This is a genomic window from Pseudomonas sp. GW-45 (genome assembly GCF_056896675.1).
The window spans coordinates 3,345,053-3,366,676 of the sequence record NZ_CM167674.1; the positions used below are offsets into that span (position 1 = coordinate 3,345,053).

17 protein-coding genes are annotated in these 21,624 nt (G+C 55.9%); 10 read left to right on the forward strand and 7 right to left on the reverse strand.

Annotated elements, in window-relative coordinates; translation table 11 throughout:
- The first annotated feature begins 336 nt into the window (after positions 1 to 336).
- Entirely contained in the window at positions 337 to 1,254 is a 918-nt protein-coding gene (locus AC1XYH_RS15775) for an alpha/beta hydrolase family protein (protein ID WP_483324068.1), read from the forward strand.
- A gap of 410 nt (positions 1,255 to 1,664) precedes the next feature.
- On the forward strand, positions 1,665 to 2,570 hold the full coding sequence (locus AC1XYH_RS15780) for an alpha/beta hydrolase family protein (RefSeq protein ID WP_483324069.1): 906 nt from the start codon (positions 1,665 to 1,667) through the stop codon (positions 2,568 to 2,570).
- A gap of 311 nt (positions 2,571 to 2,881) precedes the next feature.
- Here AC1XYH_RS15780 and typA read toward each other — a convergent pair whose 3' ends face one another.
- Both typA and thiI read right to left on the reverse strand, forming a co-directional pair.
- Positions 2,882 to 4,693 (reverse strand): translational GTPase TypA, encoded by a 1,812-nt coding sequence (gene typA, locus AC1XYH_RS15785; RefSeq protein ID WP_483324070.1) that lies wholly within the window; start codon positions 4,691 to 4,693, stop codon positions 2,882 to 2,884.
- A 171-nt stretch (positions 4,694 to 4,864) separates the two neighbouring features.
- Positions 4,865 to 6,322 carry a tRNA uracil 4-sulfurtransferase ThiI gene (gene thiI, locus AC1XYH_RS15790; protein WP_483324071.1) on the reverse strand — a complete coding sequence of 486 codons (1,458 nt, stop codon included), beginning with the start codon at positions 6,320 to 6,322 and terminating at the stop codon, positions 4,865 to 4,867.
- A gap of 323 nt (positions 6,323 to 6,645) precedes the next feature.
- On the opposite strand from thiI, the gene glnA reads away from it, so the two are divergent.
- The 5 genes from glnA (at position 6,646) to trmL (ending at position 12,656) form a co-directional block, all read left to right on the forward strand.
- On the forward strand, positions 6,646 to 8,049 hold the full coding sequence (glnA, locus tag AC1XYH_RS15795) for a glutamate--ammonia ligase (RefSeq protein WP_483324072.1): 1,404 nt from the start codon (positions 6,646 to 6,648) through the stop codon (positions 8,047 to 8,049).
- 155 nt (positions 8,050 to 8,204) lie between these two features.
- Positions 8,205 to 8,861, forward strand: a complete 657-nt coding sequence (locus tag AC1XYH_RS15800) for a DUF4124 domain-containing protein (protein WP_483324073.1) — start codon at positions 8,205 to 8,207, stop codon at positions 8,859 to 8,861.
- 336 nt (positions 8,862 to 9,197) lie between these two features.
- The gene (glnL, locus tag AC1XYH_RS15805; protein WP_483326400.1) at positions 9,198 to 10,277 is read left to right on the forward strand and encodes a nitrogen regulation protein NR(II); all 1,080 of its coding nucleotides are present in this window, start codon (positions 9,198 to 9,200) and stop codon (positions 10,275 to 10,277) included.
- A gap of 167 nt (positions 10,278 to 10,444) precedes the next feature.
- Positions 10,445 to 11,887, forward strand: a complete 1,443-nt coding sequence (ntrC, locus tag AC1XYH_RS15810) for a nitrogen regulation protein NR(I) (protein ID WP_483324074.1) — start codon at positions 10,445 to 10,447, stop codon at positions 11,885 to 11,887.
- Positions 11,888 to 12,191: 304 nt separating this feature from the next.
- Complete coding sequence (trmL, locus tag AC1XYH_RS15815; protein WP_483324075.1) at positions 12,192 to 12,656, forward strand: tRNA (uridine(34)/cytosine(34)/5-carboxymethylaminomethyluridine(34)-2'-O)-methyltransferase TrmL; 465 nt, start codon at positions 12,192 to 12,194, stop codon at positions 12,654 to 12,656.
- Between the two features lie 81 nt (positions 12,657 to 12,737).
- Here trmL and AC1XYH_RS15820 read toward each other — a convergent pair whose 3' ends face one another.
- Positions 12,738 to 13,715, reverse strand: a complete 978-nt coding sequence (locus AC1XYH_RS15820; RefSeq protein WP_483324076.1) for an NADPH:quinone oxidoreductase family protein — start codon at positions 13,713 to 13,715, stop codon at positions 12,738 to 12,740.
- Between the two features lie 325 nt (positions 13,716 to 14,040).
- Between AC1XYH_RS15820 and AC1XYH_RS15825 the strand changes: the two genes are divergently transcribed.
- On the forward strand, positions 14,041 to 14,445 hold the full coding sequence (locus AC1XYH_RS15825; RefSeq protein WP_483324077.1) for a flagellar basal body-associated FliL family protein: 405 nt from the start codon (positions 14,041 to 14,043) through the stop codon (positions 14,443 to 14,445).
- A gap of 43 nt (positions 14,446 to 14,488) precedes the next feature.
- Here the strand turns inward: AC1XYH_RS15825 and gshA are convergent, their stop codons facing one another.
- From gshA to AC1XYH_RS15840, 3 genes are all read right to left on the reverse strand, one after another.
- A complete protein-coding gene (gene gshA, locus AC1XYH_RS15830) occupies positions 14,489 to 16,066 on the reverse strand; it encodes a glutamate--cysteine ligase (protein ID WP_483324078.1) in 1,578 nt (525 codons plus the stop codon).
- Positions 16,067 to 16,152: 86 nt separating this feature from the next.
- Entirely contained in the window at positions 16,153 to 16,557 is a 405-nt protein-coding gene (locus AC1XYH_RS15835) for a PaaI family thioesterase (protein WP_483324079.1), read from the reverse strand.
- Between the two features lie 4 nt (positions 16,558 to 16,561).
- Positions 16,562 to 18,889, reverse strand: a complete 2,328-nt coding sequence (locus tag AC1XYH_RS15840) for a Tex family protein (protein WP_483324080.1) — start codon at positions 18,887 to 18,889, stop codon at positions 16,562 to 16,564.
- A gap of 194 nt (positions 18,890 to 19,083) precedes the next feature.
- On the opposite strand from AC1XYH_RS15840, the gene ompR reads away from it, so the two are divergent.
- Both ompR and AC1XYH_RS15850 read left to right on the forward strand, forming a co-directional pair.
- The gene (gene ompR / locus AC1XYH_RS15845; RefSeq protein WP_483324081.1) at positions 19,084 to 19,806 is read left to right on the forward strand and encodes an osmolarity response regulator transcription factor OmpR; all 723 of its coding nucleotides are present in this window, start codon (positions 19,084 to 19,086) and stop codon (positions 19,804 to 19,806) included.
- Positions 19,803 to 21,104, forward strand: coding sequence for an ATP-binding protein (locus AC1XYH_RS15850; RefSeq protein WP_483324082.1), 1,302 nt, complete (start codon positions 19,803 to 19,805; stop codon positions 21,102 to 21,104). Before ompR ends, AC1XYH_RS15850 begins: the two co-directional genes overlap by 4 nt.
- Positions 21,105 to 21,119: 15 nt before the next feature.
- Here the strand turns inward: AC1XYH_RS15850 and AC1XYH_RS15855 are convergent, their stop codons facing one another.
- Positions 21,120 to 21,596, reverse strand: a complete 477-nt coding sequence (locus tag AC1XYH_RS15855) for a chemotaxis protein CheW (RefSeq protein ID WP_483324083.1) — start codon at positions 21,594 to 21,596, stop codon at positions 21,120 to 21,122.
- Positions 21,597 to 21,624: the final 28 nt, after the last annotated feature.

Sequence of the window (21,624 nt, forward strand, 5' to 3'; positions counted from 1 at the left end):
CACTCGCATGCGGTAGCTAACCCCCTTCGTCTATCTACACACCCAATGCCTCGCTTCAGAAGCACTTTCATGCCTCTCAACCAGACAACACCCCACCTCAAAAGCATCCGTGCATTTTGACTTCAACGTGAAATCAGAGATTTCCAGCGAGATAGATAAAACGCACCGACGCACAACACTTATGGACCTTGCCCCATCACCCTTAAGGGTGGCTTGCGCACTAACAAACTTGGAGTAAATTACGCCGGCAGTCAGCATTCAAGCCGGCAGACACGCATTCGCCAGCCGTGACTCAGTACCTAAAAAAAATAAATCTCTCGATTCACGGAGTTACCCATGAAACAGATCAAGAGCAATACCTTGCTGTCCCTGTTTGCGGCCAGCGCACTGCTGTTCTCGCTATCCGCTGCGGCCAACAATCCAGCGCCAACGCCCACACCAACTCCTACTCCAGGCACACCCAGTGCTTACCAGCGTGGCCCGGCTCCTAGCGTATCCTTCCTGCAGGCCAGCCGTGGTGATCTTTCAGTTCGCACCTCGCGAGTATCCAGTTTCACCAGCGGCTTTGGTGGCGGGACCATTCACTACCCTACCGGCACTACCGGCACCATGGCCGCAATTGTCGTGATACCCGGCTACGTATCCGCCGAATCGTCTATCGAATGGTGGGGCCCAAAATTGGCTTCCTACGGCTTCGTGGTCATGACCATCGATACCAATAGCGGCTTTGATCAACCACCCAGCCGCGCACGCCAGATCAACAGCGCACTGGACTATCTGGTCAGTCAGAACAGCAGTAGCCGCAGCCCAGTACGTGGCATGATCGATACCAATCGCCTGGGTGTCGTTGGTTGGTCCATGGGCGGTGGCGGCACGTTACGTGTAGCTGAAGAAGGCCGTATCAAGGCAGCGATTCCGTTGGCGCCTTGGGATACCACTAACTTCCGCGACAACTACACTCCAACGCTGATATTTGCTTGCCAGTCGGACGTTATCGCGCCAGTAAATCAGCACGCCTCACCCTTCTACAACCAGATTCCCAGCAGCACCGACAAGGCCTTTGTTGAGCTCAGCGGGGGCAGCCATTACTGCGGCAACGGTGGCGGCGTGTACAACAATGTGCTCGGCCGGCTGGGTGTATCCTGGATGAAGCGTCATCTCGATCAAGACACCCGTTACGATCAATTCCTCTGCGGCCCGAACCACGAGTCGGACTCGCGTATCTCTGAGTACCGCGGCAACTGTTCCAACTAATCAGCAAACCGACCTCACTGCGTCGGTGATTGAGATAAGCAAAGCCTATGGCCCCGGCCGCATATGCAACCGGGGCCATATCTTTTTCGGCTAAAGCTACCGATATCTCCCCCCAACAAGCCCCTTACCAAACCAGACAACAAATCCAAAACACGAATCGCTGTTGCCTCACACACATCCCGCATACAAGAAATAAAATCATTAAAAACAACAGAATCATATGCTTGCGATAAAAGAACCGCAGCATTGGCGCTAAACGGCCGGTTTAAATTTCACCTGAAAGGGTGGCATTAACCGTGGAGTCTTTGCGGTAGATTACCTCCGCAGGCTGGTTCGCGGCGGTAATGACATAACAACTGACCGTGAATCAACATTACAAAAATAATCCCTAGCATGTTGATGGAGTTCACATGATTCATACCAAGAAAAAGGTATTGCAGTCCTTATTTGCTGCCAGCGCTTTGATAATTTCGATGTCCGCTTTGGCCAACAACCCAGCGCCACCCACCGATCCAAACCCACCCACCACCGGTTTCCAGCGCGGGCCTGACCCAAGCGTCTCCTATTTGGAAGCCGCACGCGGCACCTACTCGGTACGCACCTCCCGGGTTTCCAGTTTCGTCAGCGGCTTTGGGGGTGGCACTATTCATTACCCTACCGGTACCACTGGCACCATGGCCGCCATCGTAGTCATTCCCGGCTTTGTATCAGCTGAATCTTCCATCGAATGGTGGGGCCCCAAGCTGGCGTCCTATGGCTTTGTCGTGCTGACCATCGACACTAACTCCGGCTTTGATCAACCGCCAAGTCGCGCGCGCCAGATCAACAACGCACTGGACTATTTGGTCAGCCAAAACACCAGCCGACGCAGCGCCGTACAAGGCATGATCGACACCGACCGTCTGGGCGTCGTCGGCTGGTCAATGGGCGGCGGTGGTACTTTGCGCGTAGCCGAAGAGGGGCGCATCAAGGCAGCAATCCCACTGGCGCCTTGGGATACCACTAACTTCCGCGATAACTACACTCCAACGCTGATTTTCGCTTGTCAGTCAGACATTATCGCACCGGTTTACCAGCATGCGTCTCCTTTCTACAACCAGATCCCCAATAGCACCGACAAAGCCTTCGTAGAGCTTCGCGGCGGCAGTCACTATTGCGGTAACGGCGGTGGCATCTACAACGATGTTCTGGGTCGCCTGGGCGTATCCTGGATGAAGCGTCACCTCGACCAGGACACTCGCTATCAGCAGTTCCTTTGCGGTCCGAACCACGAGTCTGACTCGCAGGTTTCCGATTACCGTGGGAACTGCCAGTAACGGTCGCCTGAAGCCTTCGTCGACTCTCCTGCGAGTCGGCGTCAAGGCTGTACAATAAAAACCCAGCATCGCTTGCGTTGCTGGGTTTTTAGTTTTGCAGCTAGCTTGAAACCGTTTATTCCCTGCGAGCCTCTACCCCAAACGCACAAGCGAAGGTACGAACATCGGGTTGCTGCGTGCCCACAATAAAACCGATCAACCCTCAATTGAGTGCTGTGGCTCCCAAAGCAGCAGATCACGACTCATAGTAAATGCAGCGCATAAAAAACCCCGCTCTGGTTAGCCCAGGCGGGGTTTTTATCAGCCAAAAATTACTTTTTGCTGGAGCGCTTACGCTCGTTTTCGTTCAAGAACTTCTTACGCAAACGAATGGACTTAGGCGTTACTTCCACCAGTTCGTCGTCGTCGATGAACTCGAGCGCCTGTTCCAGGGTGAACTTGATCGGCGGAACCAGAGCGATGACTTCATCTTTGCCGGAGGCACGCATGTTGTCGAGCTTCTTGCCCTTGGTAGGGTTGATCACCAGATCGTTGTCACGGCTGTTGATACCGGCCAACTGCCCTTCGTAGATTTCCTGGCCAGGCTCAAGGAACAGCTTGCCACGGCTCTGCAGGGTTTCCAGCGAGTAGGTCAGTGCTTTACCGGTTGCCATGGAAACCAATACGCCATTCTGGCGTTGACCCACATCACCCAGCTTAACCGCGCCGTAGTGGCTGAAGGTACTGGTCATGATGCCGGAACCAGAAGTCATAGTCAGGAAGGTGTTACGGAAGCCAATCAGGCCGCGCGCTGGAATGTTGTACTCCAGACGAATACGACCCTTGCCGTCCGGTACCATGTTGGACAGGTCGCCTTTACGCAAACCCATCTGTTCCATGATTGGACCCTGATGCTGGTCTTCGATGTCGATGATAACGTTCTCGAAGGGCTCCTGCTTCTCGCCGTCGACTTCTTTGACGACTACTTCAGGACGGGAAATACCCAGCTCAAAACCTTCACGACGCATGGTTTCGATCAGTACCGACAAGTGCAGCTCGCCACGGCCCGATACCTTGAACTTGTCTGCACTGTCGCCGTCTTCAACACGCAGCGCCACGTTGTGCAGCAGTTCTTTTTCCAGACGCTCTTTGATGTTGCGGCTGGTAACGTACTTGCCTTCTTTACCAGCAAACGGCGAGTCGTTGACCTGGAAGGTCATGCTCACGGTCGGCTCATCAACGCTCAACGGCGTCATGGCTTCAACGTGCTGTTGATCGCACAGGGTGTCGGAGATGAACAGCGGATCGAAACCACTGATGCAGATGATGTCGCCGGCTTGTGCATCTTCAACTTCAACGCGCTGCAGACCGTGGTGACCCATGATCTTCAGGATACGGCCGTTGCGCTTCTTGCCGCTCGCATCAATGGAGGTAACCGGGCTGTTCGCCTTGATCTTACCGCGACGGATACGGCCAATGCCGATAACACCCAGGAAGCTGTTGTAATCCAGAGCAGAAATCTGCATTTGGAAAGGACCATCCAGATCGACGTCTGGCGGCGGTACACGGTCAACAACGGTCTGGAACAGCGGCGTCAGGTCTTCCGCCATGTCTTCTGGATCCAAACCGGCAATGCCGTTGATCGCGGAAGCGTAAACGAACGGGAAGTCCAACTGCTCGTCGGTGGCACCCAGGCTGTCAAACAGGTCGAATACCTGATCAATTACCCAGTCAGGACGCGCGCCCGGACGGTCAATCTTGTTAACGACAACGATTGGACGCAGGCCAGCCTGGAACGCTTTCTGGGTTACGAAGCGCGTTTGCGGCATTGGGCCGTCAACCGCGTCAACCAGCAGCAGTACCGAGTCAACCATGGACATAACACGCTCAACTTCACCGCCGAAATCGGCGTGACCGGGCGTGTCTACGATGTTGATGTGGTAGCCGTTCCAATTAATGGCGGTGTTTTTCGCCAGGATGGTGATGCCGCGTTCCTTTTCCTGGTCGTTGGAGTCCATGATGCGCTCGGATTCCAACTCCTTACGGTCCAGCGTGCCGGACTGACGAAGAAGGGCATCAACCAGGGTAGTTTTACCGTGGTCAACGTGGGCGATAATGGCGATATTGCGAAGATTCTCGATCACTTTGAACGTCCTGGATGGCGCGGCAACTTGGCCGGCTAACTGGAAAAAAGAGGTGGGCATTATACAGACCCAAGCGTGACAGTGTATGTTTTTTGCACGCTTAAGCCCAATTGCACTTACCCGATGGGCATAAAAACTGCTGGGCGGTTATTTAAAGTCGTCTTTATGGACTTAGTTCTTCGGCAAGCGTAGCACCCGAACATTGTCGTGTCCGGCATCTAACAGATACTGCGCATGCAGCTGACTCATGACACCTTTCTCGCAATACAGGAGATAGGCACGTGAAGCGTCGAGCGTTGTAAAAACGCTGTTAAGGCGGAAAAAAGGCACCGCTTGAACCTCAATCCCTGGCAATGCCAGCGGTCGTGCATCTTGCTCATCCGGATGACGAATATCCAGGACTACTTGCCCGGTCAACGCAGTGTTGACCATTTCAACCTCGGCGCCGCCTTCCATAACCTGATCCAGTTCACTGCAATCAGTGTAAGTGGCGCTCTCTACGGCACGACTCAAGACCTCGAAGTCGAAACAGGCCTCCACTTCTTCTACCTTAGCTACGGTAGTGCGAATAGCCGGCCCTACTGAGATAACGCCGCAATACTCCGGCATACTGCTGGAGAAATCCAGTGTGCCGATGCGTCTGGCGGTATCAATAATGTCGAGTTTGCTGGTAGTGATCAGCGGACGAATGACAAAACGCTCGGCAGCCTTGTCGATCACGCTGAGGTTCGGCAACGTCTGGCTCGCCACCTGCGCGATAGCTTCGCCAGTTACCAAAGCATCAATTCCCAGCCGAGAAGCCACGCGATCAGCGGCGCGCAGCATCATTCGTTTAAGCACAACGCCCATCTGGCTGTTTTCTACATTTTCAAGAATTTCCGCCACTACGCCCTCAAAAGGCACACTGACGAACCGCAAACGGTGGCTGGAGGCATATTGTTGCCACAGGTAATGCGCTACCTGACGCACACCCAGCTCATGGGCGCGACCACCCAAATTGAAGAACACAAAATGCGGCAGCAAACCCCGTTGCAGCATTTGGTAGCTAGCCACCGTAGAGTCGAAGCCTCCCGACAGCAGGCTCAAAACCGGCTCCATGGTGCCTAGCGGAAACCCGCCCATACCCTGATGGCGTGCTTGAATCAGGAAAACGCGTTGATCGCGAATCTCAATTTGCACCACCACTTCAGGATTCTTCATTGATACGCCAGCCGCACCGCAGCGCCGATGCAACTCACCACCAACCTGGATGGCCACATCCTGGGAGCTGAAATCATGCTTGCCGACCCGTTTACAGCGCACCGAGAATAGCTTGCCCTGTAATTGATTGCCGATGGAGCTTACACATAGCTCTGCCAGCTCCTCTAGGGTGCCCAGCGGATACTCGTGCACTTCTGACAGGTGCGCTATACCGGGTGTATTTTTCAGGCGTTCAATGCAGCGCAGCTGCAACGCCTTATCACTGCCCAAATTGACCTCGAGACTGTCCCAATTGCCATTAACCCTGGCAGCCGGGTCAATATCGCTCAATAACAGTTTCAGATTACCTTTCAGTTGAGCCACGAAGCGCTTGCGCACCTGACGGCTTTTGATGGTAATTTCGGGGAAGAATTTGATGATCAGTTTCATGGGTATGGTGTAAGGTGCGCAAAGCCACGCATTATACCCTAGAGTGATGGCCGGGCGCGCGGTACTATCTCGTCGCCTGTCCGCATACGCACGGCACCAAAAAAGTGCATTGAGCCTATAACCTGCACTCATTAGGTGCGCCATTATGGTGCGTTTTGGTGATTTTTTGAGCAAAACCCCTTGAAAATGGGCCTTCCGGACAATGCTCCGTAATGGCACACCTTTTGCTCACTTGTAATGCAAACGATGTGCGGACCTAGTCCGCTCGAATTAAAGAGGCGCCAGGCCAGAAGCCTGGCAAATGATTCCTTTTGGAGGAAACCATGTCGAAAACGATGAAACTGATCAAAGAGTATGACGTGAAGTGGGTTGACCTGCGCTTCACCGATACCAAAGGCAAGCAGCAGCACGTCACCATGCCTGCTCGTGATGTCAACGACGACTTCTTCGAAGAAGGCAAGATGTTCGACGGCTCCTCAATCGAAGGCTGGAAAGGCATTGAAGCTTCCGACATGATCCTCCTGCCCGATGACAGCACCGCGGTCATGGATCCTTTCACCGAAGAGCCCACTCTGATCCTGGTTTGCGACATCATCGAGCCTTCTACTATGCAAGGCTATGAGCGCGACCCACGCGGCATCGCCAAGCGCGCAGAAGAGTATCTGAAGTCCACTGGTATCGGCGACACTGTATTCGTTGGCCCAGAGCCTGAGTTTTTCGTCTTTGACGAAGTCAAATTCAAGTCCGACATTTCCGGCTCCATGTTCAAGATTTTCTCTGAGCAAGCTTCCTGGAACACTGACGGCGACTTTGAAACTGGCAACAAAGGCCACCGTCCAGGCGTCAAAGGTGGCTACTTCCCAGTTCCACCCGTCGACCACGACCACGAAATCCGTACTGCCATGTGTAATGCCATGGAAGAAATGGGCCTGACCATCGAAGTTCACCACCACGAAGTGGCGACTGCCGGTCAGAATGAAATCGGCGTTCTGTTCAACACCCTGGTAGCCAAGGGCGATGAAGTACAGACACTGAAGTACTGCGTACACAACGTTGCCGATGCGTTTGGCAAAACAGCTACCTTTATGCCTAAGCCACTGTACGGTGACAACGGCTCCGGTATGCACGTACACATGTCCATCTCCAAAGACGGCAAGAACACTTTTGCTGGCGAAGGTTACTCTGGCTTGTCCGACATCGCCCTGCATTTCATCGGCGGCATCATCAAGCACGGTAAGGCACTGAACGCCTTCACCAACCCGTCTACCAACTCTTACAAGCGTCTGGTCCCCGGCTTTGAAGCTCCGGTCATGCTGGCTTACTCAGCCCGCAACCGCTCTGCATCAATCCGTATCCCTTACGTTTCCAGCCCGAAAGCTCGCCGCATCGAAGCTCGCTTCCCTGACCCAGCTGCCAACCCTTACCTGTGCTTTGCTGCACTGTTGATGGCTGGTCTGGACGGTGTTCAGAACAAGATCCACCCTGGCGACGCTGCAGACAAGAACCTGTATGACCTGCCGCCGGAAGAAGCCAGCCAGATCCCACAGGTATGCGGTAGCCTGAAGGAAGCACTGGAGTCTCTGGACGCGGATCGCGAGTTCCTGACCAAGGGCGATGTATTCACCAATGACTTCATTGATGCCTACATGGAGCTCAAGCACGCAGAAGAAATCAAGGTACGCACCTTCGTTCACCCGCTGGAATACGATCTGTATTACAGCTGCTGAACCTGGCGCAAGCCTGGCAGTCAAAAGAAGGGTGCCCATTCGGGCGCCCTTTTTTTACGTCTGTCTTTTATGGCTGCCGCCAAATGGCGGTCAACGCCTTCTCAGGCTATAAAGAAGAGTGCAAGGATGGGCGAGCGCCCCAAGGAGATAATACGATGTCGAAGAAAACGGTCATGGCCCTGTCTGTGCTTTTGCTTGGCGGCATCAGCGTTGGTGCAGCAGCGAGTGAGGTTTACACATGGACAGATGCACAAGGCAACCGCATCTACTCCGACCAGCCAAACCCCAATTCCACCAAAGTTGAGGTTGGCCCCACCAATAGCATTGAACCGCCCAAGCCGATTCCCGCTTTCAGCGAATCAAGCAGCAGCAACAATTCGAGCAGCGACCCAGGCAGCAGTGCCGGCTACCGCAGCCTGATGATTACCAGTCCCGCCAACGATACCGCCTTGCGCGCTAACGATGGCAACGTAACGCTAACAGTAACCATTGACCCGCCGCTGCGTCAGGGCAGCCTGCTGCGCGCGCAGGTCGATGGCAATCTGAATGAACAAGCCATTCCCGGCAGCGGGCAGCCCCAAGCGACCTTAACACTGCCCAATCTGGATCGCGGCACGCACGAGGTCAGCGCCGTTATTATGGACACCAAAGGTAAAGTGCTGCTCAGCAGCGAACCGGTGACCCTGCACGTTCAGCGCACCTCACTGAATCAACCTGGGCGCGTTGGCAATCCCAATCAGGCTCCTACCGCACCCGCGGCACCGAGCGCACCTAATGTGCCAAAACCACCAACTACCCCCTCTGGCAACTGACCCTCCCTGCACCGGCGCGACGATCTAAACATCCTCGCGCCAGCACTTCGCACCATTTTTGTGCATACTTCTTAGCAATCGCTCCAATTCGTGCGCCAACGCTTGGCGCGCGCTCGGCTTATTGCTGTTCAAATGCCATTGATGCGTCTGTCTATCCGGCCCGACAGTGCTTGAGCTGCACCCTCACAAAGCAGTACTTAAAGGGCGCGTAGCCCATGCAGCGGCCTAACGGACACCCAGGCTACACAAATGAGCAAAAGAATATGCAATGCACCGGCACAGCGCCCCGAATTGGTTCGCTTCTTGCATTTCTCTGCTCAAACTATGGATATAGCTATGCTGCCTGATCGATTTCTACGCCAGATTCTCGATAACCTCACCACCGCCGTGCTGTTGCTCGATGGTGAGTTGCGCCTGAGCTTCATGAATCCCGCCGCAGAGATGTTGTTAGCGGTCAGCGGCCAGCGTGTATTCCAACAGCCGGTCAGCGACCTATTCACCGATACCGCCTCCGCATTGGAATCGCTGCATAACGCCGTGGAGAACGCCCACCCGTTTACCAAACGTGAAGCTCAGCTCAGCCTGAGCAACGGCCAGAGTCTGATGGTGGATTATTCGGTCACGCCGATCATCGCCGCCAACCGCAACTGGCTGTTGATTGAGCTTTACCCGCGTGATCGCTTGCTGCGTATCACCAAGGAAGAAGCCCAGCTATCCAAGCAGGAAGTAACCAAAGTACTGGTACGCGGCCTGGCCCACGAGATCAAAAATCCATTGGGCGGCATTCGCGGTGCTGCCCAGCTGCTGGCCCGCGAGCTACCGGAACAGTCGCTTAGGGATTACACCGACGTCATCATTGAAGAAGCCGATCGCCTGCGTAATTTGGTCGATAGCATGCTGGGCCCGTATCGCCCGCCGGCGCTGCAACCTATCAATATCCATGAGATCACTGAACGCGTCTGCAGCCTGATTGAAGCCGAGACGCAAGGCGTGCTCCAGCTCAAGCGCGACTACGACCCGAGTATTCCGGATATTCTCGCCGACCGTGAACAGCTGATTCAGGCACTGTTGAATATAGTGCGCAACGCCATGCAAGCGATTGCCGAGCATCGCCCGTTGGAGCAGGGCTGTATCACTCTGCGCACCCGCGCGCTGCGTCAATTCACCATCGGTCAAACTCGCTACCGGCTAGTCTGCCGATTGGAAGTCACCGACAACGGTCCGGGCATCCCATCCGATATCGTCGAAAGCATTTTTTACCCCATGGTCAGTGGCCGCGCCGAGGGCACTGGCCTGGGGTTATCGATCACCCAAAATATCATTGGCCAGCATCAGGGCTTGATCGAATGTGACAGCGAACCGGGTTGCACCACATTTACCCTGTTCTTGCCGTTAGAAAAAGAAGGGGCCGACTGATTTGCCCCATAAGCGTATCCAACTCGCGCGACGATCAGGGCCTGCGCCCCGCCGCCTTAGCGTGACACCGAACCTTGGCGACAGCTGTTGCCGCAGGGTTCATGTCAATGATTAACGAGCCTTGTCTCAACTACCTGCCGGCCGCACCGGAACTGGAGAACTGATTTATGACCCGCTCACCTAATCGTGCCGAAAATGTCTGGATCGTCGATGACGATCGCTCCATTCGATGGGTTCTGGAAAAAGCTCTGCAACAGGAAGGCATGGAGCCGGTGAGCTTTGATAGCGCAGATGCGGCTCTAGTGCGCCTACAGCGCCAGTGCCCAGATGTACTGATTAGCGACATTCGTATGCCCGGCACTAGCGGCCTGGATCTGCTGGCGAGCATCCGCGAGCGTTATCCGAAACTGCCGGTCATCATCATGACCGCTCACTCGGATCTGGACAGCGCCGTCGCCTCCTATCAAGGCGGCGCCTTTGAGTACCTGCCGAAACCTTTCGATGTGGATGAGGCTGTCGCACTGGTGCGCCGCGCGCTAGCCCACAGCCACGAGCAAGAGCCTGAAGAGGAAGAGTTAGACCAGCCTCGCACGCCAGAAATCATCGGCGAAGCGCCTGCTATGCAGGAAGTATTTCGCGCCATCGGCCGGCTGTCCCATTCCAATATCACGGTGTTGATCAACGGCGAGTCAGGCACCGGTAAAGAATTGGTCGCGCATGCTTTGCATCGCCACAGCCCGCGCGCACGCAATCCTTTCATCGCGCTCAACATGGCCGCCATTCCCAAAGATTTGATGGAGTCGGAGCTGTTTGGTCACGAAAAAGGGGCCTTTACCGGCGCCAGCGTGCAGCGTCGTGGCCGCTTTGAACAGGCCGATGGCGGCACCCTGTTTCTCGATGAAATTGGTGACATGCCAGCCGAGACGCAGACGCGCTTGTTGCGCGTGTTGGCCGACGGCGAGTTCTACCGGGTCGGCGGGCACACGCCGATCAAAGTAGATGTGCGCATCATTGCCGCCACCCACCAGAACCTGGAAGGCCTAGTGCTGGCCGGACGCTTCCGTGAGGATTTGTTTCACCGGCTGAATGTCATTCGTATCCATATTCCCAAGCTGGCTGAGCGCCGTGAAGATATTCCCGCGCTGGCGCAATACTTTCTCGCCAAAGCGGCCCAAGAGTTGGCAGTCGAGCCAAAGGTACTGAAGTCACAAACTCAAGACTACCTACGTAACCTGCCCTGGCCCGGTAACGTACGCCAACTGGAGAACACCTGCCGCTGGATCACCGTCATGGCGTCCAGCCGTGAAGTGCTGATCGAAGATTTGCCACCAGAAATGCTCACGCAGCACCAGGACAGTGCGCCGGATGGCCACTGGGAACAGGGTTTGCGCACCTGGGCCGATCAAGAACTGGCACGTGGCGTAACCAACCTGCTGGACATTGCGGTACCTGCCTTCGAGCGCATCATGATAGAAACAGCCCTCAAGCACACTGCCGGAAGACGCCGCGATGCCGCGCAGTTACTGGGCTGGGGCCGAAACACCCTGACCCGAAAGATCAAAGAACTGGGCATGAATGTGGACGGTTCAGAAGAGGAAGAGAGCGAATAACGTAGCTGAAAGCTAAAAGAGCTGCGAGCTGGCACGCTTGATGCTTTAAGACTAATGGGTGTATTTGGGGTGACTCCGGTTCAGGCAGGCTGGAGTCACCTTTTTTTATGGGCGATTAGAAAGTAGCTGCACGCTTAACCAGACGGTTTTGTGCATCCTGAGGGTAAACGACTTTCCGACATTAATTCCGTAAGCAGCCTACCCGCCCTGATTGCTTGCGATTGAAGCTCAAGCAGACCTTGCCGCTGGCCATCCAGCGTAGCTACACTGCGGCTCCTTACGCCAAACCCTAAGCGCCCGCCCCATGTTCCATATCGCCTTGCTCGAACCCGAGATCCCACCCAATACCGGCAACATCATTCGCTTGTGCGCGAATACCGGCTGCCAATTGCACTTGATCGAGCCGCTGGGCTTTGAACTGGATGACAAACGACTACGGCGTGCCGGACTGGATTACCACGAGTTTGCTGCGGTAAAGACGTATCCAAACCTTGAGGCCTGTCTGCAGGCGGTAAAGCCTGGACGCGTGTTTGCTTTAAGTACTAAAGGGAAGAAGGGATTCAGTGAGGTGCAGTTCGCCGCTGGCGACCTGTTTTTATTTGGCCCGGAGAGCCGAGGAATACCCGCTGAGGTACGCGAGTCTTTGCCAGCAGATCAGGTCTTGCGCATTCCCATGTTGCCCGATAGCCGCAGCCTTAACCTGTCCAACAGCGCGGCCGTGCTGATCTACGAAGCATGGAGGCAATTGGGGTATCAGGGGGCGCTTTAAGCGCCGCGAGAGGCTGCAAAGGTAGCAGCCCCTGCACACCGTCTCCGTTGGGCAGGGGCTGCTTACCGTTTTCAGCTGCTGTTAGCGGGTTTTAACTACAACCTTGCCAACTGCCTGACGCGAGCTGAGGATATTCAGCGCATCTTCGTACTCGTTCAGCTCGTAGGTCTTGGAAACCAGTGGCTTGAGCTTACCTTCGGTGTGCCAAGCAAACAGCTGCTTGAAGTTTTCCAGATTGACTTGCGGCTCGCGCGCGGCGAAAGAGCCCCAGAACACACCCACGATGGACGAGCCCTTGAGCAACGCCAGGTTCACCGGGAACTCGGGAATACGGCCACTGGCAAAACCCACTACCAATAAACGACCTTTCCAGTTGATGCTACGTACCGCCTCATCAAACAAATCGCCGCCGACCGGATCATAGATCACGTCTGCGCCCTTGCCGTTGGTCAACTCTTTGACCGCGTCTTTCAGGCTAACTTCGCTGTAGTTAATCAAGTCATCCGCGCCGGCTTGCTTGGCCACTTCCAACTTCTCGGCGGTAGAGGCAGCTGCGATAACCCGCGCGCCCATCGCTTTGCCGATTTCCACTGCAGCCAAACCAACGCCACCGGAGGCACCCAGCACCAACAAGGTTTCACCCGGCTGCAAATCACCGCGCTGCTTGAGCGCATGCATGGACGTACCGTACGTCATGCTGAAACCGGAGGCCGTGATGTAATCCATGTCATCGGGCATCGGCAACACGCGCATAGCGTCGGCGGCGATCTTTTCCGCAAAACTGCCATAGCCGGTCAGGCCCATGACGCGATCACCTACTTTCAGGTGCTTAACCTTGTCACCCACGCTCGAAACCACACCGGCCGCTTCACCGCCTGGAGAAAACGGGAACGGTGGCTTGACCTGGTATTTGCCCTGGATGATCAGAGTGTCGGGGAAGTTAACGCCGGCAGCGTGGATGTCGATAACGACTTCGTTGCTTTTGGCAACCGGATCAGCGGCCTCTTCCAGTACCAGGCTGCTGGCGGGTCCATAGGCTTTGCATAGAACAGCTTTCATTGTTGTCTCCTTGGCTCGAGCAGGTTGTTGAAACGGTAGCCAAGGCGGCCAGGACCAGTCAAAAACGACCAAGGAAAAGTAGTTCACGTGTGGTAAACGAGTATTCCAAGGTTATTTTTAACGCAGTATTGGCACCGCAGGTGTTTTTTAACGGCCTGCTGTGGCTACGATGCGGACAGTCTAGACGCTTACCCCACACAGGGGTCAATCACCATGCCCCGAAGTGATGGGTATGCATAACATCCGCATTAGCCTGGACCGATAAGCGTTTGGCGAGACTGCTTTGCTCGGCTATCCTGTGGCAATCTTATCGGAGCCCCAGATCATGCAACTCAAACGCCTAACCTTGTTTTTCTTCGCCGCGCTGCTGCCATTCATGGCTTGCGCAGAAGAAGAAAACGCCTCCGCCAGCACCACCGCCTACGTCGAGTTGAAACCCTCGTTTGTCGGGACCATAGGAACCGGGCCGCGTATTCAGTACCTCAAGGCAGATGTGGCGCTGCGCACCGAAGACCCAGCCGCCGTCAGCAAAATCGAATACCACGATCCGCTGATTCGCAATGCTCTGGTTACTCTGTTTGCGCGTCAAACCGCAGAGGATCTTGCTTCAATGGAAAGCAAGGAAGCGCTCCGCGCCAGTGCGCTTGCAGCGGTACAGGCGGTACTGACCGAAGAGGAAGGGGCGCCACTGATTGATGACCTTTTGTTCACCAACCTGATCGTCCAGTAACACAAACCGGTGCCAGCCATTGCGGCAGGCACCGGTGACTGACTTAATCCGGCTGAGTCAGATAACGCGCCACATAACTGTCGAAATCCAACGTATCCGCAGCTTCAATCGCCTGCTGCTCGGCTAAAGATTGGGCTGCGGCTGCTTCGCACTGCGTTTGAGCTTGCGCATCCAACGGGCGGGCGCGGAAATAGCGGTTGTGCTCTTCCGACTGCGCCAAGGCAAAACGGAAGAAGCTATCACCCTGCTCTGCGATTGCCGCCAACACCCGCGCCGACGGCGTCAGACTCGCATCGGCTAATTTGTGACGCTGTTGCTCAAGGCTGGCAGAAAAGCGCTGGGTATCGTTGGCGCTGTCGAGCAGCGCAGCACAATCACTGATACTGTCCAACAGGTTGTTGCCCCAATCAACCAGGGTGCGCTCCTGCCCATTATCTTGCAGCTGCAGACCCGGCTCACGTCCACGCTTGACCGCCAGATTGAAGTTGTCCGAGGCAGCCTGACATTCGGCGTCTTCGAGGCGCGGGCTGTCTTGTAACGCGCAAAACAACAGGAAGGCATCCATAAAGTGTGCAGTGTCCGGGTCCACCCCGAGCGGTGCAAAGGGATCGATATCCAGACAACGCACCTCAATGTACTCAACGCCCCGTTCCACCAGCGCATGCAAAGGCTTCTCACCGCTCTGCGCTACCCGCTTGGGACGGATCGGGCTATAAAACTCGTTCTCGATTTGCAACAGGTTGGTATTCAGCTGCTGCCATTCACCCTTGGCGTCGTGAGTACCGAGCTTGGAGTAAGGCTCGTAGGGCAAGCTGATCGCATCGAGCATGCTGGCGATGTAGGCATCCAGGCTGTTGTGACACACGTTAAGGTCAGACTGAGCGTTGTTGTTATAACCCAGGTCGCTCATTCGCAAGCTGGTGGCGTAAGGCAAGTACAGACTTTTGTCGCCCAGCGGTTGCAATCGATGATCGCGGCCCTGCAGAAAGCTCGCACACACCGCGGGTGAAGCTCCAAACAGGTACATCAGCAACCAGGCATAGCGGCGGAAGTTACGAGTCAGCGCAAAGTATCGCTCGGATTGGTATTGCTGCTCGCTGCGAGTGTCCTGATCCTGCTTCTTGAGTTGCGCCCACAACGCTGGCGGCAGCGAAAAATTGTAATGCACACCGGCAATACACTGCATCGCCTTGCCGTAACGTATCGCAAGACCGCGACGGTATACGTGCTTCAGCGTGCCAACGTTGGAGGTGCCGTACCAGGCAATCGGAATATCGTTATCGGTGACCGGAAGCCGACACGGCATTGACTGATTCCATAACCGCTCCTCGCCCAGGTGGCTGTAGGTAAAGCGGTGCACCTCGTCGAGATTGCTGAACAGTTCATCAATGCTGCGACTGACCGGTGTAATGAGCTCGATCAGAGCTTCAGAATAATCAGTTGTAATAGTCGGGTGCGTCAAAGCCGAACCCAGTTTTACCGGGTGCGCACTCTGAACCAGCATGCCATCTGCCGTTACTCGCAGGCTTTCTTTTTCGATGCCGTGACGGCAGTCGGTCAGCAGTGGCTGTACCGCAGGGTCACGCAGCAGGCCGAGACGTTTACTAAGCGTTGGTGACAAGATGTCACTCCTTGGGTTGTAGCACCGACAGGCACCCGCCAGCCGGCATCTCAATCAGTATAGAAAGGCGCAAGCCCTTGCGCTCATTACAGGCGGGCAAAGGTACCCAGGCATTTTGCGGCTAGCACCCCATCCTGCCAAACCTCACCATCTATCACTATGGTGCGCGTGCCTGCGTGCACTACCTTGCCGATGCACTCCAGCTCGCCACCCACTACCGCGCGAGTGTAGTTGATCTTGCACTCGATGGTGGCGGTACTTTCGTGCGGCTCCAGGACGCTGAAAGCTGCAGCGCCCATGGCCGAATCCAGCAGGGTAAAGACCACACCACCGTGCACTCGCTTGGTCGAGTTGAAATGCTTCTCGGTGATCGGCAGACGCAAAGTACAACTTCCGCGCTCAATTGCCACAAACTCAATACCTACCAATGCGGTAAATTCGCTGGTGCGTTGTGCGGCAAATGCCGCCAGGGCTGGGTGTAATTCGCTCATGGCATCACCTTTTCTTCTTGGCATTGGCAAACAGGTTGGCGAAAGTGCCCTCTGGGGACGCCTTGGCTTGCGTGTTGGTTTTGCTGTTGTGCTTATTGCCCTGACTGCGCGCGCGATTGCGTTCGGCAGGTGACTCCGTTTTCTCGCCGGCAACCGGTGGCGTGTCTTCCAGCCGCATGGTCAGGCTGATGCGTTGACGCGGAATATCCACTTCCATCACCTTAACCTTGACGATGTCACCGGCTTTGACCACGTCGCGCGGGTCTTTGATGAACTGTTGCGACAACATGGAGATATGCACCAAGCCGTCTTGATGCACGCCAATATCGACGAAGGCGCCGAAATTGGCGACGTTAGTCACCACGCCCTCCAGCGTCATACCTGGCTTGAGATCTTTGAGGCTTTCAACACCTTCCTGGAACTCTGCGGCCTTGAACTCGGGGCGTGGGTCACGGCCGGGCTTATCCAGCTCTTTGAGGATGTCGGTAATGGTCGGCACACCGAAATGCTCATCGGTGTAACGCGCCGGCTCCAACTTACGCAAAAATGTAGAGTCGCCGATCAATCCACGCACATCGCGTCCGGTTTCCTCGGCAATGCGGGTCACCAATGGGTAAGCCTCAGGATGCACCGCAGAAGCGTCCAGCGGGTTGTCACCATTCATCACCCGCAGAAAGCCCGCTGCCTGTTCGAAGGTTTTGTCGCCCAACCGACTAACCTTAAGCAGCTGTTTGCGATTTTTGAAGGCACCATGCTGATCGCGAAAATCGACAATATTCTGCGCAATACTTGGATTCAGGCCAGAGACGCGCGTCAGTAACGCCGCCGAAGCGGTATTGAGATCAACGCCCACGGCGTTCACGCAGTCTTCGACTACCGCGTCCAATCCGCGCGCCAGTTTTACTTGTGAGATATCGTGCTGATACTGGCCAACACCAATCGCCTTGGGCTCAATCTTCACCAACTCGGCCAACGGATCCTGCAGGCGCCGGGCGATGGACACAGCGCCACGATAGGTAACGTCCAGGTCGGGGAACTCGCGTGAAGCCAGCTCAGATGCGGAGTAAACCGAGGCACCAGCCTCAGAGACCATGACCTTCTGCATGCTCTGGCCACTGCATAACTTGATCAGATCAGCCGAGAGCTTGTCGGTCTCCCGCGAGGCCGTGCCGTTACCGACCGCAATCAGGCTGACCTGATGCTTTTTGCACAAGGTTGCCAGGGTCGCCAATGATCGATCCCAATCGTTACGCGGCGCATGTGGGAATACGGTTGCGGTATCCAGCAACTTACCGGTGGCATCTACTACCACTACCTTAACGCCGGTGCGCAGACCCGGATCGAGCCCAAGGGTAATCCGTGGGCCAGCCGGTGCAGACAACAGCAGGTCCTTCAGGTTACTGGCGAACACGCGAATGGCTTCGTTTTCAGCACCTTCGCGCAGCTCGCCCAGCAATTCGGTTTCCAAGTGGCCGAGCAACTTCACGCGCCAGGTCCAGCGCACGACTTCCATCAGCCATTTATCCGCAGCTCGGCCTTGGTTCTCGACCTGTACTGCCTCAGCGATTATGCCTTCGCAAGGATGCAAGCTGCCGACTGCAGGTGCTTCGTCGCCCAATTCCAGGGCGATGCTCAAAACCCCTTCATTACGCCCGCGCAATATTGCCAGCGCACGGTGCGATGGCACCTTGATCAGCGGCTCCGAATACTCGAAGTAGTCACTGAACTTAGCCCCTTCCTGCTCTTTGCCCGCAACCAGACGAGAAACCACCCGGCCATCCTCACGCAGCGCCCGGCGCAAGCTGGCGAGCAGGCTCGCGTTCTCGCTAAAGCGCTCCATCAAAATGTATTTGGCGCCATCCAACGCCGCCTTTATGTCTGCCACACCTTTGTCGGCATCCACAAAGGCTGCAGCCTGGGCTTCAGGGTCCAGGGTGGCATCCGCATAGAGTGCTTCTGCCAGCGGCTCTAGGCCGGCCTCGATGGCAATCTGGCCCTTAGTGCGACGTTTGGGCTTGTAAGGTAGGTAGAGGTCTTCGAGCCGGGTCTTGGTTTCCGCTTGACGGATATCGCGTTCCAGCTCCGGCGTCAGTTTGTCTTGCTCGGCAATGCTCGATAACACCGCAGCACGGCGATCCTCGAGTTCGCGTAGATAACGCAAGCGCTCTTCCAGATAACGCAGCTGGGTATCATCCAGGCTACCGGTGACTTCCTTGCGGTAACGAGCGATAAAGGGAACACTGGCACCCTCATCCAGCAACCGGACAGTGGCATCTACTTGTTCAGGACGCACCGACAATTCGGCTGCGATGCGCGCGGCAATACTCTGCATGGGCAATCAATTCCAAATTTCGCGGTAACAGGCCGGGCAGTATAACTGAGAGATCGCCTCAGGTCGGCTTCCATTAGTACGCTGGATAGCACGACCATAACAGGGTAAAAAGAAACCTCTTGTAACAATGGCCAGACCGCAAAACCTGCGGCCTTGGTTCACAATGCGGGCTTATTATTTCAGGCAGGTAGAGCATGACGAACGAAGGCGAGAAAATTCTGATTGTTGACGACGACGTGCGTTTGCGGCGTTTGCTGGAACGCTTTCTGGGTGAGCAGGGCTACCGCGTTCGGGCGGTCGAAGATACCGAGCAGATGGATCGCCTGCTGGCTCGCGAAATTTATTCGTTGATCGTTCTTGATCTGATGCTACCCGGTGAAGACGGCATGACCGCCTGCGCTCGGCTCCGCGCCGAAGGCAATACCACCCCGATCATCATGCTGACCGCCAAGGGCGATGAAACCAGCCGCATCCAGGGACTGGAGATTGGCGCTGACGACTACCTGCCCAAGCCCTTTAACCCGCGCGAACTGGTTGCTCGCATGAAAGCCGTGCTGCGCCGTCAGCTGCCGCAAGTGCCGGGCGCGCCTAGCACCGATAATGACCAGGTGACCTTCGGCGAATTTGTGCTCAACCTGGCGACCCGCGAGCTCAACCGAGGCAGTGAGGTCAACATGCTGACCACCGGCGAATTTGCCGTTCTCAAAGCCCTGGTACGCCACCCCCGCGAACCATTAACCCGCGACAAGCTAATGCAGTTGGCGCGTGGCCGCGAGTGGGATGCGCTGGAACGCTCGATTGACGTACAAATCTCGCGCCTGCGCCGCATGCTCGAGCCTGACCCTTCCAAGCCTCGCTATATCCAGACGGTCTGGGGCGTGGGCTACGTATTTGTACCGGACGGCCAGTCCGCGTGAAGGGCGGCCCCGGCTGGCACCCATTGCTGCCGCGCAGTTTTTTTGCCCGCACTATTTTGCTGGTGCTGTTGGTCACCCTGTTTTCCAAGGTGCTCACGCTGATTTACCTGCTCAGCAACGAAGATCTGCTGGTTGACCGCCAATACAGCCACGGTACCGCCATGCTAGTACGGGCCTACTGGGCCAGCAGTCCTGAGACCCGCCGCGACATCGAAGAAATGACCGGCATGCAAGTGATGGTGCCTGAGCAAGTACCCCTGGGTGAGTTCCACTGGCCCTATTCGGGCATTTTTACCCACCAGCTGCGTGACGAGTTAGGTGACCAGACGCAGGTAAAGGTACAGACCCAGAGCCAACCTGCGGTCTGGATTCACCAACCTGCTTATGGTGAATACTGGCTCAAAGTCCCGCTCTATGCCCATCCGCTGCGCGGCCAACGGGTGTGGATGGTGGTGACTTGGTTGGTACTGATCGGCATGCTATCGACCGCAGCCGCCTGGCTGTTGGTGCGGCAACTCAATCAACCACTGAAAACCCTTGAGGGCGCGGCCCGCAGCATCGGCCAAGGTAAACGTGTGCGCCTGCTCGACAATAGCGGGCCATCTGAAATTGCCGAGGTCTATCGCGCGTTCAATCAAATGGCGCAAGACGTTGAGCAGGCCAGCCGCGACCGCTCAATGCTGCTTGCCGGGGTGTCCCACGATTTACGCACCCCGCTGACGCGTATGCGCTTGTCTACCGAGTTGATGTCGGGGGCTGAACCCGAGTTAACCGACGGGATGATCCGCGATATCGAGGACATGGACGCCATTCTTGATCAATTCATGGCCTACATCCGCGACGGCAGCGCTGAGGCCAGCGAAACCGCCGATATTAACGAGCTGATCGGCGAGGTAGTCGCGCCGCTGAATGCCAATGACCAAAGAGTGCGCCTGTGTCTGCAACCAGTGCCTGAATTCGAGTTCCGCCGCCTGTCGATCAAACGAGTACTGACTAACCTAATTGAAAATGCCTTGATACATGGCGGCGCCGGCGTAGAGGTCTGCACCTATTTGCAGCAAGCAGGCCCGCAGTCTCGTCTGATTGTCAGCGTACTGGACCGTGGGCCCGGAGTAGAAATTCTGGAGGGCGATGAATTGTTTAGCCCCTTCATTCGGGGCGATCAGGCGCGCTCGACGCGCGGTACTGGGCTCGGGCTGGCCATCGTCAAGCGCATCACTGATAGCCACGGCGCCACAGTACAGCTACTCAACCGTGTGGGCGGCGGCACCGAAGCACGCCTAAGCTTTGCGCTCTGATTAGATAAATAAATCTTAACCAGCGCGGCGCAGCAGCCCAGCCTGCTCAAGCGACCGCTCCACTGCCGCCAGATCCGGGATCAACAACTCATCTGGCTCATCGGCAACTCTCACTTGCTGCAACACATAGTTGCCGCCTAGGCCTACTTGCTCAACCTCGTCACGCGCTAATTTACGCGCCCGCGGGATACCCCAAACACGCAAGCCAATAAAGTGTAGGTCCGCCACGCCGTCCAGCGCGTTCAGAATCAAGGTTCGCGGCTGCGCATCCACCGCAGGCTCGAAGCCATTCGCTAACAAACTATCGAGATCGACCATCGGCACCTGCTGGTCGCGCCAGAGAGTCCAGCCTAGAAACCACTCAGGCCCCTGCGAAGCCGACTGACTCAGCCGGTAACCCACTAGCTCCGCAACCGCCACGTTGGGCAGCAATAGCGGCTTACCCGCCAACGGAATGATAAGTCCGTTAAGGCTTTCCAGCACATCCGACATATCTAACCATCCTCGGTGAAATTCATCT

What these genes read in the sequence shown, in the direction of transcription:
- glnA (WP_483324072.1), top strand. Translation starts at nt 6,646, where the DNA reads ATGTCGAAAACGATGAAACTGATCAAAGAGTATGACGTGAAGTGGGTT.
- ompR (WP_483324081.1), top strand. Translation starts at nt 19,084, where the DNA reads ATGACGAACGAAGGCGAGAAAATTCTGATTGTTGACGACGACGTGCGT.
- ntrC (WP_483324074.1), top strand. Translation starts at nt 10,445, where the DNA reads ATGACCCGCTCACCTAATCGTGCCGAAAATGTCTGGATCGTCGATGAC.
- trmL (WP_483324075.1), top strand. Translation starts at nt 12,192, where the DNA reads ATGTTCCATATCGCCTTGCTCGAACCCGAGATCCCACCCAATACCGGC.
- AC1XYH_RS15835 (WP_483324079.1), bottom strand. Translation starts at nt 16,557, where the DNA reads ATGAGCGAATTACACCCAGCCCTGGCGGCATTTGCCGCACAACGCACC.
- AC1XYH_RS15825 (WP_483324077.1), top strand. Translation starts at nt 14,041, where the DNA reads ATGCAACTCAAACGCCTAACCTTGTTTTTCTTCGCCGCGCTGCTGCCA.
- AC1XYH_RS15800 (WP_483324073.1), top strand. Translation starts at nt 8,205, where the DNA reads ATGTCGAAGAAAACGGTCATGGCCCTGTCTGTGCTTTTGCTTGGCGGC.
- AC1XYH_RS15855 (WP_483324083.1), bottom strand. Translation starts at nt 21,596, where the DNA reads ATGTCGGATGTGCTGGAAAGCCTTAACGGACTTATCATTCCGTTGGCG.
- thiI (WP_483324071.1), bottom strand. Translation starts at nt 6,322, where the DNA reads ATGAAACTGATCATCAAATTCTTCCCCGAAATTACCATCAAAAGCCGT.
- glnL (WP_483326400.1), top strand. Translation starts at nt 9,198, where the DNA reads ATGCTGCCTGATCGATTTCTACGCCAGATTCTCGATAACCTCACCACC.
- AC1XYH_RS15840 (WP_483324080.1), bottom strand. Translation starts at nt 18,889, where the DNA reads ATGCAGAGTATTGCCGCGCGCATCGCAGCCGAATTGTCGGTGCGTCCT.
- AC1XYH_RS15775 (WP_483324068.1), top strand. Translation starts at nt 337, where the DNA reads ATGAAACAGATCAAGAGCAATACCTTGCTGTCCCTGTTTGCGGCCAGC.
- AC1XYH_RS15780 (WP_483324069.1), top strand. Translation starts at nt 1,665, where the DNA reads ATGATTCATACCAAGAAAAAGGTATTGCAGTCCTTATTTGCTGCCAGC.
- AC1XYH_RS15820 (WP_483324076.1), bottom strand. Translation starts at nt 13,715, where the DNA reads ATGAAAGCTGTTCTATGCAAAGCCTATGGACCCGCCAGCAGCCTGGTA.